The organism is Bradyrhizobium sp. USDA 4354 (assembly GCF_054060315.1).
On the sequence record NZ_JBSSDC010000001.1, the window covers coordinates 6,212,584 to 6,228,256 of the forward strand.

Annotated in this window: 12 protein-coding genes and 1 tRNA gene; 6 read left to right on the forward strand and 7 right to left on the reverse strand. The window is 63.1% G+C overall.

Annotated elements, in window-relative coordinates; genetic code table 11:
- Window positions 1–2: 2 nt before the first annotated feature.
- The 4 genes from exbB to ACVIIV_RS29010 all read right to left on the reverse strand — a co-directional run bounded on the left by exbB (window position 3) and on the right by ACVIIV_RS29010 (window position 4,501).
- Window positions 3–968 (reverse strand): tonB-system energizer ExbB, encoded by a 966-nt coding sequence (exbB, locus tag ACVIIV_RS28995; RefSeq protein WP_456747206.1) that lies wholly within the window; start codon window positions 966–968, stop codon window positions 3–5.
- Window positions 965–1,654: a Fe2+-dependent dioxygenase gene (locus tag ACVIIV_RS29000; RefSeq protein ID WP_024338258.1), complete on the reverse strand. Its 690-nt coding sequence runs from the start codon at window positions 1,652–1,654 to the stop codon at window positions 965–967. Before ACVIIV_RS29000 ends, exbB begins: the two co-directional genes overlap by 4 nt.
- Before the next feature lie 2 nt (window positions 1,655–1,656).
- Window positions 1,657–4,053, reverse strand: coding sequence for a TonB-dependent receptor (locus ACVIIV_RS29005; RefSeq protein WP_456748856.1), 2,397 nt, complete (start codon window positions 4,051–4,053; stop codon window positions 1,657–1,659).
- Between the two features lie 208 nt (window positions 4,054–4,261).
- Window positions 4,262–4,501, reverse strand: a complete 240-nt coding sequence (locus tag ACVIIV_RS29010) for a hypothetical protein (RefSeq protein ID WP_027571757.1) — start codon at window positions 4,499–4,501, stop codon at window positions 4,262–4,264.
- A 374-nt stretch (window positions 4,502–4,875) separates the two neighbouring features.
- On the opposite strand from ACVIIV_RS29010, the gene ACVIIV_RS29015 reads away from it, so the two are divergent.
- The 3 genes from ACVIIV_RS29015 (at window position 4,876) to ACVIIV_RS29025 (ending at window position 9,822) form a co-directional block, all read left to right on the forward strand.
- The gene (locus ACVIIV_RS29015) at window positions 4,876–6,048 is read left to right on the forward strand and encodes an efflux RND transporter periplasmic adaptor subunit (protein ID WP_456747207.1); all 1,173 of its coding nucleotides are present in this window, start codon (window positions 4,876–4,878) and stop codon (window positions 6,046–6,048) included.
- Window positions 6,045–9,188: a multidrug efflux RND transporter permease subunit gene (locus ACVIIV_RS29020; protein WP_456747208.1), complete on the forward strand. Its 3,144-nt coding sequence runs from the start codon at window positions 6,045–6,047 to the stop codon at window positions 9,186–9,188. The genes ACVIIV_RS29015 and ACVIIV_RS29020 overlap by 4 nt, the downstream gene beginning before the upstream one ends.
- A gap of 64 nt (window positions 9,189–9,252) precedes the next feature.
- The gene (locus tag ACVIIV_RS29025; protein WP_456747209.1) at window positions 9,253–9,822 is read left to right on the forward strand and encodes an invasion associated locus B family protein; all 570 of its coding nucleotides are present in this window, start codon (window positions 9,253–9,255) and stop codon (window positions 9,820–9,822) included.
- 10 nt (window positions 9,823–9,832) lie between these two features.
- Here the strand turns inward: ACVIIV_RS29025 and ACVIIV_RS29030 are convergent, their stop codons facing one another.
- The 3 genes from ACVIIV_RS29030 to ACVIIV_RS29040 form a co-directional block, all read right to left on the reverse strand.
- Window positions 9,833–10,195: a DUF1428 domain-containing protein gene (locus ACVIIV_RS29030; protein ID WP_456747210.1), complete on the reverse strand. Its 363-nt coding sequence runs from the start codon at window positions 10,193–10,195 to the stop codon at window positions 9,833–9,835.
- A 169-nt stretch (window positions 10,196–10,364) separates the two neighbouring features.
- A tRNA-Gln gene (locus ACVIIV_RS29035) sits at window positions 10,365–10,438 on the reverse strand.
- A gap of 293 nt (window positions 10,439–10,731) precedes the next feature.
- Window positions 10,732–11,052, reverse strand: a complete 321-nt coding sequence (locus ACVIIV_RS29040) for a hypothetical protein (RefSeq protein ID WP_456747211.1) — start codon at window positions 11,050–11,052, stop codon at window positions 10,732–10,734.
- A gap of 565 nt (window positions 11,053–11,617) precedes the next feature.
- On the opposite strand from ACVIIV_RS29040, the gene ACVIIV_RS29045 reads away from it, so the two are divergent.
- The 3 genes from ACVIIV_RS29045 to ACVIIV_RS29055 are packed head-to-tail and all read left to right on the forward strand — an operon-like array spanning window position 11,618 to window position 15,614.
- Window positions 11,618–13,669 carry a BTAD domain-containing putative transcriptional regulator gene (locus tag ACVIIV_RS29045; RefSeq protein WP_456747212.1) on the forward strand — a complete coding sequence of 684 codons (2,052 nt, stop codon included), beginning with the start codon at window positions 11,618–11,620 and terminating at the stop codon, window positions 13,667–13,669.
- A gap of 15 nt (window positions 13,670–13,684) precedes the next feature.
- Complete coding sequence (locus tag ACVIIV_RS29050; RefSeq protein ID WP_456747213.1) at window positions 13,685–14,644, forward strand: phosphatase PAP2 family protein; 960 nt, start codon at window positions 13,685–13,687, stop codon at window positions 14,642–14,644.
- 10 nt (window positions 14,645–14,654) lie between these two features.
- A complete protein-coding gene (locus ACVIIV_RS29055) occupies window positions 14,655–15,614 on the forward strand; it encodes a G1 family glutamic endopeptidase (protein ID WP_456747214.1) in 960 nt (319 codons plus the stop codon).
- Window positions 15,615–15,673 lie beyond the last annotated feature (59 nt).

Genomic DNA, 15,673 nt, shown 5'->3' on the forward strand with positions numbered 1-15,673 from the left:
GTCTACTCCGCCGCGCGTGAATGCACGCTGCCGTGGCTGCGGTCGAGATCGCGCGAGAGCAGCCGCCCTGCTGCGCCCGAGGCGCGGCTGACGAGCTCGAGATAGCCCTTCGTCACGCGCGAGAAGTGGTTGTAGATGATGACGGCGGGAATGGCGGCGACGAGGCCGATCGCGGTGGCGAGCAGCGCCTCGGCGATGCCGGGCGCGACCACGGCGAGGTTCGTGGTCTGCGACTTCGATATGCCGATGAAGCTGTTCATGATGCCCCAGACCGTGCCGAACAGGCCGACGAAGGGCGACGTGGAGCCGATCGTCGCAAGCACGCCCATGCCGATCCGGATGCGCCGCTGTTCCGCGCGCACGATTTCGGAAAAGCTCGAGGCCGCGCGCTCCTTGATGCCGGCATCGCTGGACAAGCCGGCCGACATCCGCGCCTCCCGCAGCGCAGCCGCCAGGAACGACGGCAGGATGCCCTCCTTGGTTCCGAGTGCCATCTGCGCTTCGGCGAGGGAGCGCGCCTCCGCAATCTTCTTCAGTGCCGAACGAAGCTTGGTTGAGGCGACCGACAGTTCGATCGACTTGGCAATGAAGACGGTCCAGGTCATCAGCGATGCGAAGGCGAGCCCGATCATCACCGCCTTCACGATGACGTCGGCCGACATGAACATCACCCAGGGCGACAATTCCTTCATGGCCGGCACCACGGCTCCCGTTGCATCGGGCTTGGCACTCGCGGGATTGGCTGCCACGGGGGCGGTGCCCGCAACGGCTGGAGCCGTCGAGACCGCAGGCGCAGGGACCGCCGGCGCGGCTGCCGGCGGAACCGTTCCGGCCGCTGACGGCTGAGCCGTCGATTGGGCCAGTGCCGCCGGCGGGCCTTGTGTCTGGGCAGAAACGGGGGATGCGAGCCAGGCGGCCGCCAGCATCAAGGCTGCGGCAAGGCTTGCTTGGAAGGACATGGTCTTCATACTTCGGCCCAGTAGCGAATGAGATTGTGATAGATACCCGTCAATTTGACCGTTTCGGGATCGTCACGCCCGAGCCGTTCCACCAGCGCCTGTATCGCGGTGTCGAGGTCAAAGATCATGCTCCGGGCTTGATCGTCCCGTATCATGCTCTGAAGCCAGAAGAAAGACGCAACCCGCGTCCCCCTGGTCACGGGAGTGACCAGATGGAGGCTGGTCGAGGGATAGAGCACGCAGTCGCCGGCTGGCAACTTGACTTCGTGCGAGCCGTAGGTGTCCTCGATCACAAGTTCGCCACCGTCGTACTCCTCCGGCTCGGCGAGGAAAAGCGTGACCGACAGGTCTGTGCGGATGCGAAGGCCGGTCAGGCGGTCGCCGCGGATCGCATTGTCGACGTGCAGGCCGAAATGGTGGCCGCTGCTCGCCGCATAGCGGTTGAACAGCGGCGGGAAGATCTGGAGCGGGATCGCCGCCGCGATGAAGCGCGGATTCGACGTCAGCGCCGAGATGATGCGGTTGCCGAGCTTGCGCGCGACCTCGCCGTCCGCAGGCAATTGCTCGTTGCGCTTGACCATCGCCGACTGCGCGCCGGCGGTGGAGCGGCCGTCCTCCCATTCGCTGGCATCCATGATGCGGCGGAAATCCGCCACATCATCCTTGCTGAGAACGCCAGGCAGACACGTCAACATGATCAGAACTTCGCTGTCGTCACGATGTAGAACGCCCGTCCCGGCGCGACCGCCACGAACGGCACGTTGCTGCGATAGAACGAGTCGTAATAGAGCTTGTTGGTCAGGTTCTGCGCGTAGAACTTCATGGTCCAGTTCTGGTCGATCTTCTTCTCGACGAACGCATCGAAACGCCAATAGCTCGGCAGCTCGTTGGTGTTGGCCGCGAACGTGCCGCCATAGACCTTGGAGCGGTACACCGCCTGGCCGCCGAGCTCCCAGCCGCCGTCAAACCTGTACTTGGTGAGCATGCTGAACGACTGGTGGGCAATATTGGCCAGTTGCAGCCCGAGGTTCGAAGCAACGCCGCTCTGCGTGACCTTCGACTGCATCAGCACCAGTCCGCCGAAGATGCTCCAGCGGTCGGTGATCTTGCCTTCCGCTTCGATGTCGATGCCTTGGATCCTGTAAGCTGCACCCGATGTAAGCAGGCCGGCGACGGTCTCGCGCGCGTTGTCCTTGGTGGTCTGGAACAGCGCACCGGTCACCAGCAGGTGGCGATCCGCAAGCTCCCATTTGGTGCCGAGCTCGATCGCCTTGTTGCGCTCGGGCCCGAGCAAGATGGTCGAGTTGGGCGGAACACCGCCGTATTCGGTGCCGGTCGCGTCCAGCTCCGACCCGAACGGATTGGCCGAGGTCGCGTAGGCTGCATAGATGCTGCCGATCGACATCGGCTTGTAGACCACACCGACGTTGTAGTTCACCAGATCGGAGTTCTGCTTCAGATAGTTCGCATTGTTGGACGCGCTCTGGCTATAGCCGTCATAGCGGATGCCGCCGTTGACGATGATCGTGTCCTGCCAGTTCGCGGTGTCCATGACGTACACGCTGCTGGTGTTGACGCCGTAGCGCGTCGGATTTCCAAGCAGCGACGGTATGCCGAAGGGAATGTTGGTGTACTGAGGCGAGTAGAGATTGACCCCCGTCACGGCGCCAGTGCTGGTGAAGGCGGAGCCGGACAGTTCCGATGCGAGGCCGGCATAACGGTCGATCGAGATGTTCTCGTTCGAATATTCGACGCCGAACACCGCCGTGTGCTTGACCCCGCCGGTGTCGAGCTTGAACGTGGCCTCGTTCTGGTTGGCCCACACGTCGACGTTCTGGTAGCGGCTCTGCGCGCTCGCCGTCGTGGTCCAGAGCAGTGGGTTGGGGCTGGTCGTGTTCGGGTTCTGCGGCAGCGTGCCGATGTAGTTGAGCAGCGAGTGCTCGCCGCGCACCTTGCTGGTCAGAGTAATGGCCTCGTTGACCTTGTACTCGATCGTGCCGGTGCCGAAATCCTGCCGCGCGGTCTGGAAGTCGCGGTTGAGGAAGCCGTACCAGTTTCCACGCGGAATCCCCGCCGAGGTCACCGGCACGTTGCCCTGCTTGTAATAGGGCACGCCGAAATCGGGATAGCCGCTGAGATCGGTATGGACGTAGTTCGTCGTGATCTTGATGTCGTTAGTCGGGGTGTACTTGGTCGAGATGAAGCTGCCCCAGCGATTGTCGGTGACGTAGTTGCGTCCGGCGACGTTGGCGTCCTGGAACAGACCGCCCGTGCGCACCGAGAAGGTCGGATCGATGACCTGGTTGACGTCGAGCGTGACGCGTTTGGTCATGTCGGTACCAAACTCGCTATCGATCCGCCTGAAGTTGACGTCGCCGGCCTGCTTGGTGACGATGTTGATGGCGCCGCCGGCGGTGCCGCGGCCGGCATAGGAGGATGCCGGTCCGCGCAGAATCTCGATCTGCTCGGTGAAGAAGTTCTCGCGGATGGAAACGGCGGGATCGCGGATGCCGTCGATGAAGACGTCGTTGCGTGCATCGAAGCCGCGGATGAAGAAGCGGTCGCCGAACGCGTTGCCGCCCTCGCCCGAGCCGAGCGTCACGCCCGCGGTGGAGCGCCCGATCTCCTTCAGCGTCGTGGCGTTCTTGTCCTCGAGCACTTCCTTGCTGAGCACCGTGATGGTCTTGGGCGTGTTCAGCATCTTCTCGGGAAACTTGCCCGAGGCCTGGACGTGATCGACCTTGTAGGGCGCGGCAGGATCGGCATAGGGATTGCCGTCGGGCGCTCCGGTCGGCGTGGTGGGAGCCGTCTGCTGCGCCTGCTGGCGCTGCGCTGCGCGGCGAAGCGCGTTGCGCGCGCGGACCTGCTCAGGGGAAGGCTTGGAGGCAACCGGACGCGGACGCTCGACCGGAGCATCGACCGTCACTGCCGGCAGGTTCGACTGCTGCGCCTGCGCGCCGCTCGACACCGACGCCACCGCGATCAAGCTCGCAACCGCTGAAACTTTCTTGCCGGAAACGCCCGCGGACCTCTCGTCCATCGGATCGAATGCTGCGCCCGAACGCAACGACTTCGGTGCGACCACCTGCCCCATTACCAAACGCCCCATCTTCTTGTTCGCTCATTTACTTCGAACGAACGATGGGCCGTTGGTATCGGCCGCAAAATAGCGGGTCAATGCGAGCCGTTCGCGAGAACCCTTGAATAAGTCCAGATCAAAACGATTCTAAACTGTAGTTTGAAATCGTTCTAAGACGAGATTGGACTCGCTCTAAAGACAACACAGCTATCGCGCTTCGCTCTCAGTCGCTGCTCGGCGGCTTCATCAGCGAGAACAATTCGTCGACGGTCTTCTGCGCGACGGCGCGCACGCGATCGGTGCTGTCCATGCCGGCGATGTTGACGCCGTTCACGACAGCTTTGATCTCGTCGCGAAAGTCAGTGAGGAAGCGCAAGGGATCGCGCTGCTCGTTGGCGACACGCGCGATCAATCCCGTGATCAGAATCTGGCATGCGATCAGCTTGCCGTTCAGCTCGTCCATCCTGCGCTCCATTTATGGCGGCGCCGATATGGACGATGCAGAAATGCCTGACAACGGAAACGGTCTCCACGCGACTTAGAACCGTTCTTGTGATTGATCCGAACCACGGCCAGCGCGACGTCATTCGGCATGAGCACACCGTCCTGAGTGCTGCGCAACACTGGCACGCCGATCGGTCATGCCGCGGAAAAGCAGCACTGCGCACCGCCGCGCCAGACCACGGCCAAAAGGGGTGCAAAGCTTTCCAATTGTTTAGGATTCTCAACGGATAGTGCTGTTTACACTGGAACTTGGCGTGTATTATACATCGCGATGGAACTCTACGATTGCCCTATTATTCGTAGCTGAGGGCATACGAGCCGACACGAGACGACATGAAAAAGTCCCGGCCGATCCTCTGGCTTCTGATCATCGCGGCCGTGGCCTCCGCGGGTTATTATAGTTGGCAGAAATTCGGCTCGTCCCAGGCTGGAAAAACCCAGACCGCACAAAAAGGCCCGCCTCGTCCCTCCGCCGTCCCTGTCAGCGTTGCGCCGGTCCAGAAAACAGACTTTCCAGTCTACCTCACCGGTCTCGGCACGGTTCAGGGGTTCAATACGGTCCAGGTCCGAACCCGTGTGGATGGCCAGATCGACAGGCTCGAATTCAGAGAGGGCCAGATCGTCAAGCAGGGCGATCTCCTGGTCTCGATCGATCCCCGTCCCTATCAAGCCGCGCTTGACCAGGCGAAGGCCAAGAAGGCGCAGGACGAGGCTAGTCTGGCCAACGCCAATCTCGAGCTTCAGCGCGCCATGAGGCTCGGCGAATTCGCGACCGCTCAGCGGGTGGATACCCAGCGCTCGACCGTCGCCCAGCTCACCGCACAGATCGCCGCCGACGAGGCCGCGATCGCCAACGCCCAGACCCAGCTCGATTACACCCAGGTCAAGGCGCCGATCACCGGTGTCGCCGGCCTGCGCCAGGTCGACATCGGCAATATCGTGAACGCCTCGACGCAAACGGGCATCGTCACGATCTCGCAGGTCGAGCCGATCTCGGTGATCTTCACGGCGCCGGAAGACCAGCTCCCCTATATCAGCGAAGGCCAGAAAGCCGGCGCGCTCAAGGTGATCGCCTTCACGACCGACGGCAAGAAGACGCTGGCCGAGGGCAAGCTCGCGGTCATCAACAACCAAGTCGACACGACCAGCGGGACGATCCGGCTCAAGGCGGTGTTCGACAACAAGGACCACACGCTGTGGCCGGGCCAATCGGTCTCGACGCGGCTCCTGGTGCGAACGCTGAAGGATGCGACCGTGGTTCCGGATGACGCGGTCCAGCATTCCACCAACGGACTCTACGCCTATACCGTCAATCAGGACAACAAGGCCGAGGTGCACAAGGTCAAGGTCCGCTATGCCATCGACGGGCGATCGGTCATCGAGGAAGGCTTGAGCCCAGGTCAGCAGGTGATCGTCGGCGGTCAGTTCAAGGTCCAGCCCGGCAGCCTTGTGTCGACGGCGGTGGCGAGCTCGGATCCAGCCCAGTACAAGGTACGACAGGAATGATTGGGGGCGGGATTTCGGCACCTTTCATCCGATATCCCATCGGCACCTCGCTGCTGATGGCTGGCATTCTCTTTGTCGGTCTCGTCGCCTATCCCCTGCTTCCGGTTGCGCCCCTGCCGCAGGTGGACTTTCCGACCATCCAGATCACCGCCAACCTGCCCGGCGGCAGCCCCGAAACGATGGCCTCGTCCGTGGCGCAGCCACTCGAGCGGCAATTCGCCCAGATTCCTGGCATCGCGCAGATGACCTCGACGAGTTATCTGGGCACGGCGTCGATCACCATCCAGTTCGACCTCAATCGCAGCATCGACGGCGCCGCCAACGACGTGCAGGGCGCCATCAACGCGGCCAGCGGCCAGTTGCCGAAAAACCTGCCTTCGCCCCCGACCTACCGCAAGGTCAACCCGGCCGACGCGCCGATCCTGCTGCTGTCGGCGACATCCGAGACGCTGCCGCTGACCAGCGTCAGCGACGCGGTCGACGCCCAGCTTGCCCAGCAAATCAGTCAGCTCTCGGGCGTCGCCCAGGTCTTCATCGGCGGCCAGCAGAAACCCGCCATCCGTATCCAGGTCGACCCGGCGAAGCTCGTCGCCAAGGGCCTGTCGCTGGAAGACGTGCGCAGCCAGATCGCGATCACCACGGTCGACAGCCCCAAGGGCAATATCGACGGCGAAAAACGCGCCTACACGATCTACGCCAACGACCAGCTCACCCAGTCAAAGGACTGGAACGACGTCATCATCGCCTATCGCAACGGCGGTCCGTTGCGGATTCGCGACATCGGCCAAGCGGTCAGCGCCGCTGAAGACGCCAAGCAGGCGGCCTGGGCCAATGGCAAGCGCGGCGTGTTCCTGGTGATCTTCAAGCAGCCGGGCGCCAACGTCATCGAGACCGTGGACCGGATCAAGGCGACCCTGCCCCGCCTCGTTGCAGCGATCCCGCCCGCGATCAAGATCGAGCTCATCAGCGACCGAACCACGACCATCCGCGCCGCGGTCGAGGACGTCCAGTTCACGCTGCTGCTGACCATCGCCCTCGTGGTCATGGTCATCTTCATTTTCCTGCGCAGCTTCTGGGCGACGGTCATTCCCACGGTCACGGTGCCATTGGCGCTTCTGGGCGCGTGCGCCTTGATGTGGGTGGCCGGCTATTCGCTCGACAATCTGTCACTGATGGCGCTCACCATCGCGGTCGGTTTCGTCGTCGACGACGCCATCGTGATGCTCGAGAACATCACTCGCTACATCGAGGAAGGCGAAACCCCGCTCGCGGCCGCCTTCAAGGGTTCCAAGGAGATCGGCTTCACCATCGTCTCGATCAGCATCTCGCTGGTCGCGGTGCTGATCCCCCTGCTGCTGATGGGCGGCATCATCGGGCGCCTGTTCCGCGAATTCGCCGTCGTGCTGGCGATGACGATCTTCGTCTCGATGTTCGTGTCGCTGACGCTGACGCCGATGATGGCCTCGCGCTTCCTGCGCGCTCATGGCGAAGTGCACCACGGCCGCTTCTACCAATGGAGCGAGCGCGCCTTTGACGCGATGCTGCGCGGCTACGAATATGTGCTCGACCACGCCCTGGCCTGGCGGCGCACCACGCTCGCTATCTTTTTCGCCACGCTCGGACTGTCGATCTACCTGTTCGTGCTGATTCCGAAGGGCTTCTTCCCCCAGCAGGACGTCGGCCTGATCACGGCGACCTCCGAAGCCTCGCAGGACATTTCGTTCAAGGAGATGATGCGACGCCAGGAGCAGCTCGGCAAGATCATCCTGGCCGATCCCGACGTTGCCAGCGTTGCCATGGCGATCGGCGGCAGCGGACGCGCGGGCAACAACGGCGCCTTGTACATCACGCTGAAGCCGCGCGACCAGCGCGAGGCGTCGGCACAGCAGATCATCGCGCGCCTGCGTCCGCAGTTCGACAAGGTCGAGGGCGCCCGCCTCTACATGCAGGCAGCCCAGGACGTCCGGCTCGGCGGCCGGCCGACACGCACGCAGTTCGAGTTCACCTTGCAGGATGCCGATCTCGCCGAGCTCAACGAGTGGGCGCCGAAAATCCTCGCCAAGATGCAGACGCTGCCGGAGCTGCGCGACGTCGCGACCGACCAGCAGACGCAGGGCACGACGGTGCAGCTCAAGATCAACCGCGACACCGCCGCCCGCTACGGCATCCAGCCGCAGCTGATCGACGACACGCTCTATGATGCCTTCGGACAGCGGCAGGTCACCCAATATTTCACCCAGCTCAATACCTACAAGGTGATTCTCGAGATCCTGCCGGAGATGCAGGGCAATCTCGACAGCTTGAACAAGCTCTATCTGAAGTCGCCGTTGACCGGCGACCAGGTGCCATTGTCGACCTTCGCGACCTGGACCACCGATCCGGTCCGCCCGCTCTCGATCAGCCATCAGGGCCAGTTCCCGGCGATCACGATCAGCTTCAACCTCGCGCAAGGCGTGGCGCTCGGCGAGGCGACCGAGGCCGTGCAGCGGGCAATGGCCGAGCTCGGCGCGCCACCGACGCTGAATTCGAGCTTCCAGGGCACCGCGCAGGCGTTCCAGCAGTCGCTCGGCACCGTGCCGCTGTTGATCCTGGCTGCGCTCGTCGTGGTCTATCTGATCCTCGGCATTCTCTACGAGAGCTACATCCACCCGATCACGATTCTCTCGACCCTGCCCTCGGCCGGCGTCGGCGCGCTCGCGATCCTGATGGCGGCCGGCTTCGACTTCAGCCTGATCGCACTGATCGGCATCATCCTGCTGATCGGCATCGTGAAGAAGAACGGCATCATGATGGTCGACTTCGCGATCGCCGCCGAGCGCGACGAGCACAAGACGCCGGAGCAATCGATCCGCCAGGCCGCGCTGCTGCGCTTCCGCCCGATCATGATGACGACGATGGCGGCCCTGCTCGGCGGCGTGCCGCTGATGCTCGGCCACGGCACCGGCGCCGAAATCCGCCAGCCGCTCGGCTACGCCATGGTCGGCGGCCTGATCGTCAGCCAGGCGCTGACGCTGTTCACCACGCCCGTCGTCTATCTCTATCTCGACAAGCTCAACAACTGGTTCTCCACCCGGGGCCGTTCGGGCGACGAAGGCGATGAGGCGCCGGAGCACCGCAGCGTCAAGGAAGCCGCCGAGTAAGCTTGCGTCGAGGCATCCGCGACGCTACAGCGAGGCCCCCGGTTCACGCCAACGCGATTTCGCCATGCCCATGCAATCCAGACTTGTCGCCCTCGCCGCCGCTCTCCTGTTGTCGACCGGTGCTGCGTTTGCCCAGCAGGGCGCCAAGAAGAACGCCGCTTCTCCTGCCCCGGCCGCGCAGCCCGCGCCTGCCCCGACGCAAGCGCAGGCCGACGGCGCTTCCGGACAGCCCGGCTGGATCGTTCGCTGCACCAGCGCAAGCCGCGACGCGCCGCTCGAATGCGCGATGGAGCAGAACGCGGTGCTGACCAAGACCGGCCAGACCGTCGTCTTGATCAACATCCGCATCGCGCCCGACACCCGCACGCCGATCGCGCTGCTGCAATTGCCGCTCGGCCTCAACCTTCCTGTCGGCGCCAAGCTCCAAGTAGACGAAGGCAAGACCGTCGACCTCCAGATCCAGACCTGCGAGAACCGCGGCTGCTACGCCTCGACACCGATCGCAACGGACCTGCTCGCCGCGTTGCGGTCGGGCAAGCAGCTGAAGGTCTCCTTCCAGAACATGGCCAAGGAGACCATCGCGATCCCGATGCCGCTGGGCGATTTCGCGGCGGCCTACGACAAGATCAAGTAGCGGGCTCCCCTCACGTCACGATATCGTTCGCCCGGAGCAGCGTCGTGAAGCCGCCATAGATCATGCGCTTGCCGTCGAACGGCATGCCTTCCATTTTCAGCCGCGGATCCGCCATCACCTTCTTGTTGATGGCATCGCGGCTCTCCCGGTCCCGATAGACGATCCAGGCGAACACCACGATCTCGTCCTCCTTCGCCATTACCGCGCGCGGAAACGAGGTGAGCTCCCCATAGGGAACGTCGTCACCGATGCATTCGACATAATCGAGCGCGCCGTGCTCCATCCAGATCGCGCAGGCGGTCGTCGCCATCGCCTTGTAGGCCTCGAGATTGTCCTTCGGCACGGCGAGAACGAAACCATCGACATAGGGCATTATAGGGATCTCCTTGGCTTGTACGGCCCAAGGACGATACAGCGCGCTGCGATCCGACTTGGAAATGCGAACGTCAGGTGAGGCAAACCGTCGCGAGCAGCGAGGCGCCCGTTGAACCTGCCATCCTGCTAAGCGACTTAGAACCATAGCTTGGAAAAGCGTCCGGAGCTGGCTGGGGAACCTGGATTCGAACCAAGACAAACAGAGTCAGAGTCTGTTGTGCTACCGTTACACCATTCCCCACCGAAGCGCTTGAAATCGCTAGGCTTTCTTCGGAGTTTTTGCAAGGCTGGCTGAAAATTTTGCAAATCAGCGGCTCGCAGGCCGCTCATATAGCCGCGCTGATCTTCGCGGTCCAGCCCTTCTGTGAACATCGCCGCCTGTTCTTGCTGCGTTCACGCCCGAGCAAAACGTCTTGCCGTTCATTTCCGGAATAAGCGCGGAGCGCCTGTTGGCGGCACCGCGCTTGGAAGCTCACCTCGGTGATCTCAGCGGTGCACGGGATCGGATTCGGCCATTCCGGCCAGAGCACGCCATCAATGCGTGCGGCCGATATGGACGACGATCTCGCCCCTGCCGTTCGCAATCATCACCTGGCCGTATTCGTCCTGGGGCGGACTTTCCTCGTAGCGAAGCGGGATCGTCGTGATCTCCCGCGGGGCCGCGCCGCTCGGCTCCTCTGCATTCACGTCGAGGATCAGGATCTTCGGATTGATCCCCTGCGGCGTGCGCTTTGTCAGGCGGGCTTGCCAGCCGTTGGTCGGCACCCGCACGTCTCCCGTCATGATCAGCTTGGGCGGCGCGCCGGGCGCGCGATCGATCCAGGCTTTGAAGGTGTTTCTCAGCAGGACAGTCATGATACGCCTCTCCCTTGCCAAGTTGCGCGACACTTCGGTCGTGAACAAAACATAGGCCGACGATGCGAAGCAGATCGTGAATGGCCCGTGAATCCGGTGCGCGCCAACACGCTGCCGCGATCACACGGGACTTGCCGCCACACGATCCTGGCCGGAGGCGCGTCGGGTCCTGCCCGCCTCTGCGTCGCCGCGCACGATACGTCGGACAAGGCGAACAAGTCAGATCGAGCTCGCGCGTGAGTTGTTGACGACGCGGCGGCTGCCCCGCATGCCGCCGAAGATCCGCCGATTCACGCCGATTTCACGCCCGTCGGCTCGAAGTGATGAGCCATTTCTCATTCCGCACGCAGGTCGCATTTCGATCATTCCGCAACCCTTGACCATCTGACGAGCCGAGATGTACCATTCCCGAATTGCTTCAGATCCGGCGGGCTGCATTCCTGAGCTCACCTGTCATTGGCTTCGCAGACCGCGCGAACCGATCGTTTGCATTCTGCCAAGTCTGGCCACCCGGAACCTGCCCTCCTACACTGTCGTCGACACCATCGACGGGGGATGGGACGAGATGTCGGGAGTCAACAGCAACAAGGCGGTTGGCGCAGACGAGCCCCGCCACCTGACACTTAAAATCGTCGGAGCATTTTCGGCGTCCGTGGGCGGGCGGGAGGTCGGGCTCGGCCGAAAGGCGCAAGCCCTTCTCGGCTATATGATGCTCTCCTCCGCACGCCAGTTGCCCAGGAGCAAGTTGGTCGGGCTGCTCTGGAGCGAGAAGGAAGACCCGCTCGCAAAGGGTTCGCTACGCCAATCGTTAAGCCAGATTCAGCGCGAGCTAAAAGCGCTCGGCTGCCCGCACTTCCATGCAGACCAGATCCACGTGGCACTCGAGATCGAACGGGTGACCTGCGATCTGGTCGAGATCATCGCGGATGCCGAGCGCGGTATCGTCCATCCACTCCTGCTCACGCGCGAACGCCTGACCGACGATATCCTCGACGACCTGGAAGGCGTCGATCCGGCATTCTCGGAATGGCTCGCAGAGACGCGACCTCTGATCCACGAACGGCTGATCGACGCGCTGACGAGGCTGCTGCCCGGTGAGACTGACCCAGTCGTGACCGCAACCGCGGAAGCTGCAGCAAAGGCGATCCACCGGCTGGATTCCGAGAACGAGCGGGCCATTCGTGTTCTCATCAAGAGCCATCTCGCGGCTGGAAGCATTGGTGCGGCACTCGCGATCTATGCGCGCCTCTGGCGCCAACTCGAAGATGCCTACGATATCGAGCCGCACAAACTGACGCAGGACTTGATTGCCGGCCTGCGGCAGCAGCAGCCCGAGACCGTCGTACGGCCGGCTCCGTCCTCCGTAGCAGCACCCGCCGTCGCCCTGACCGGATCCGTCGTCAGCCGACCATCGGTCGCCGTCCTTCCCTTTCGCGCGCTCTCGCCCGCTCTGGAGCCTCAATTCACGATCGGCGTCGTCGACAGCGTGGTCCAGGCTTTGTCGGGTTTGAAAGAGCTGTTCGTCATTTCCCGCGGCTCTACGATGATCCCGGCATCGCAGACGCCGGATCTGCGCGCAATCGGCCGCGATCTCAATGCGCAATATCTGCTTCATGGAAGCATCCAGCGCGCCGGCGATCAGATCCGGATCTCGGCCGAGCTCGTTGCCGCCGAAACGGTCGAAGTCGTCCGCGTCGATCGTCTCAGCGGGACTGCAGCCGACGTCTTCGACTTGCAGGATCGCATCGCCGTCGAGGTCATACGCTCGCTGGCGCCCCAAGTCCGCGACCGGGAGCTCCATCGCGCTATGCAGAAGAGACCAGACGATCTCGACGCCTATCAACTGGCGTTGGTCGGTTACGATCAAATGTTCAGTCCGGATTACACGACGTTCGTGACGGCTCGAACCAATTTCGAGCGGGCGCATGTCCTCAGCCCGAGCTGGGCACCTCCCCTGTCCTACAGCGCCATCTGGCACATGCAGCGCGTGGCGCGCGGGTGGTCTGCGAATGCGTTGAACGAGCGCGATACCGCGCGTGCACTCGCCGAAAGAGCGCTGGAGCGCAACTCGGCAGATCCGCTCGCCAACGCCGTCGGCGGTTACACGCTGTCGCAGTGCAAGCACGACCATGTCGGGGCCCTCGAGCAGCTCGACCGCGCGATCGAGCTTACGCCGAACCTGGCGCTCGCATTCGCGTACCGGGCCGCCGTGCATGTCCGCTGCGAAGACTACGAAGACGCGCTCCGCGATGCCGCAGTCAATCTGCGCCTGTCCCCGAGAGATCGGCACGCATGGTTCGCCGAGATGATCTCGGCCCAGGCCTACTTTGCCATGCACGACCTCACGTCTGCCATCGAACACGCAACGCGGGTTGCGACGCAATTGCCCGGCAATCAGGTGAACCTGCGCGTCCTCGTTGCCGCACTCGTGGAAAGCGGACGTCTCGACGAGGCGCAGACTTTTGCCCAGCCACTGATGTCGGCAGGCGAGATCGACCTGAAGTGGATCGCGACGTCGCCATGGCCGAAGCCGACCCTGGCGCGCGTCGAAGCAGCGCTCTCACGGCTGGCATCACTTCAGCACGGAGACAGCAAGCGCGGCACCAACAAATTCTAAACAGAGGAGGCACACATGGCAGGCGGATACGGCGGATATGGCGGTTACGGCGGCTATGGCGGATATGGCGGATATGGCGGCTACGGAGGCTATGGTGGGTATGGAGGCTACGGCGGCAACGCAGGCGGATCAGGCGGCGCCATGTTCAGCGACCGCGTCGATCGCCCGTTCATAAGCGAGCGCGATATCGCCGGCGCCAGATTTGATCCCGGCGGCTTTGGCATGAGGCTGTGGTCGACCCGTTGGTACGCCTGGGTCGTGATGTCCGATCTCGCCAGTCGTGCAGATTGGCTCGACAGGCTCGGCGGCTTTGCCCTGCTCGGCGCCGGGCCAACCCCTTGGGCCGGTGGTCTTGACGACGATATCAACGCGTTGAGAAACATGGCAGTTCATGAGCGCGCCGCGGCCCTCGGCGACGTCGTCTCCGAGGCCGACGAATTCATCAGCAAGTTCCTGCATCTGGTGTCCGCGACGGCGACGACGCATCCGGCGACATCGCGCATGCTGATCGTCGCCGACGCTCTCACGGCATTGATCACGATGCACTACAAGGCTCATTTCAATCGTCCGCGTCCAACTCAGGTCGTCCCGGGCCTCATGTCGCCGATCCAGCACGGCGGGCATGCGTCCTTCCCAAGCGGTCACGCAACCCAGGCTTACGTCTTCGCAAGGCTGCTCACGAAGGTCATTCCGCCATCGCTCGGATTTCCGGTGCCCCCGCCGGCGGCCGCAGAGACAACCACGATTGACACGTCGCTCGGCGTGCTCGCCGCCAGAGTGGCGCGCAATCGCGAAATCGCCGGCCTCCACTATCGCTCGGACACCGTGGCGGGCGTGACACTCGCAGGCGCGATCACCGACAAAATTCTCCTCGATCGGACATACCTGCCGAGGTTCACGGAGCTCGTCGACAATGCCAGGCGCGAGTGGGCGGACACCGGTGTCTTCGCGGGAGGGAAAGATGCCCAAGTCTGATGGCTATGCCTTGTACGAGGTCGTGCCGGAGGGCTTCAACCTCCTGGAGGCAAGCCCGGACAAGCTCGATCTCTACGGCATTCCGCAAAAGCCGGATGCTCTCACCGAGCCGGAGCTGTTCGAATTCTGGACAACTCTGGTTTCGCCGCGACGCTTTTTCGCGAAACAACCGACGTTCAGCACCATCGATCCCCCCTCGCTCGGAGGGGCGCTCGAGTCGATGCTGAATTGGTCGGGGGCGCTGATCTCCACGCCCTGGCCGCAGCGGATTGTTTTCGCCGCAGGCAAATGGAAGGTGCCGGCCGTACGTCTGCCATCCGCGCCGGCGCTGAACACGCATTCTGACGATCCAAAATCGTTGTTATGGGTGGGCCTCGACGGCCGCAACGGCAAGTTACCCAATACGTCCCTTCCTCAAATCGGCACCGGCCACTGGCCCAACCGCAAGCCAAATCACTTTGCCTGGTGGGACTGGTGGCACAACTCGGACGAGAGGGACACGACGCCACAAGCGATCACGGTGATCGACAACCTTCCGATCGAGACCGGCCACGAGATCCTCGCCGGTCTTGCGGTCCAGGTCAGCGGAGACGTTCTGTACTTCATCAAGAACCAGAGCACCGGCGAATTCCGCTCGTTTCTCGCCCGACAGCCCCCCGGAGAGATCGAACCGCTCGGATCGTCGGTGGAATGGGTGATGGAGCGGCCGACAGACCCGGGAAGCGGCGACCTGTTTCCGCTTCCGGATTATGGCTCCGTGGATTTCAGCTACTGCGTGGCGCGGGCTGCGGATGGAGCGGTGGGGTCAGGGCGCATGATGACGCTCGCCGACAACGCACTCATGATCGAGATGCGCGAGACTTTCGCCAATCCCGAGCGTACCGTCATTGTGTCACGCGCGGCACTACGGCAGGAGAACGCGAGCGCCCCGATCGGCGTCACATGCACTTTCCAGGATCCGATGGCGTAAGCGCGAATTGCGCGTTTCGTGACAACAGACGGCCGCATCGGCGTCGCTCGCGTTGGGTT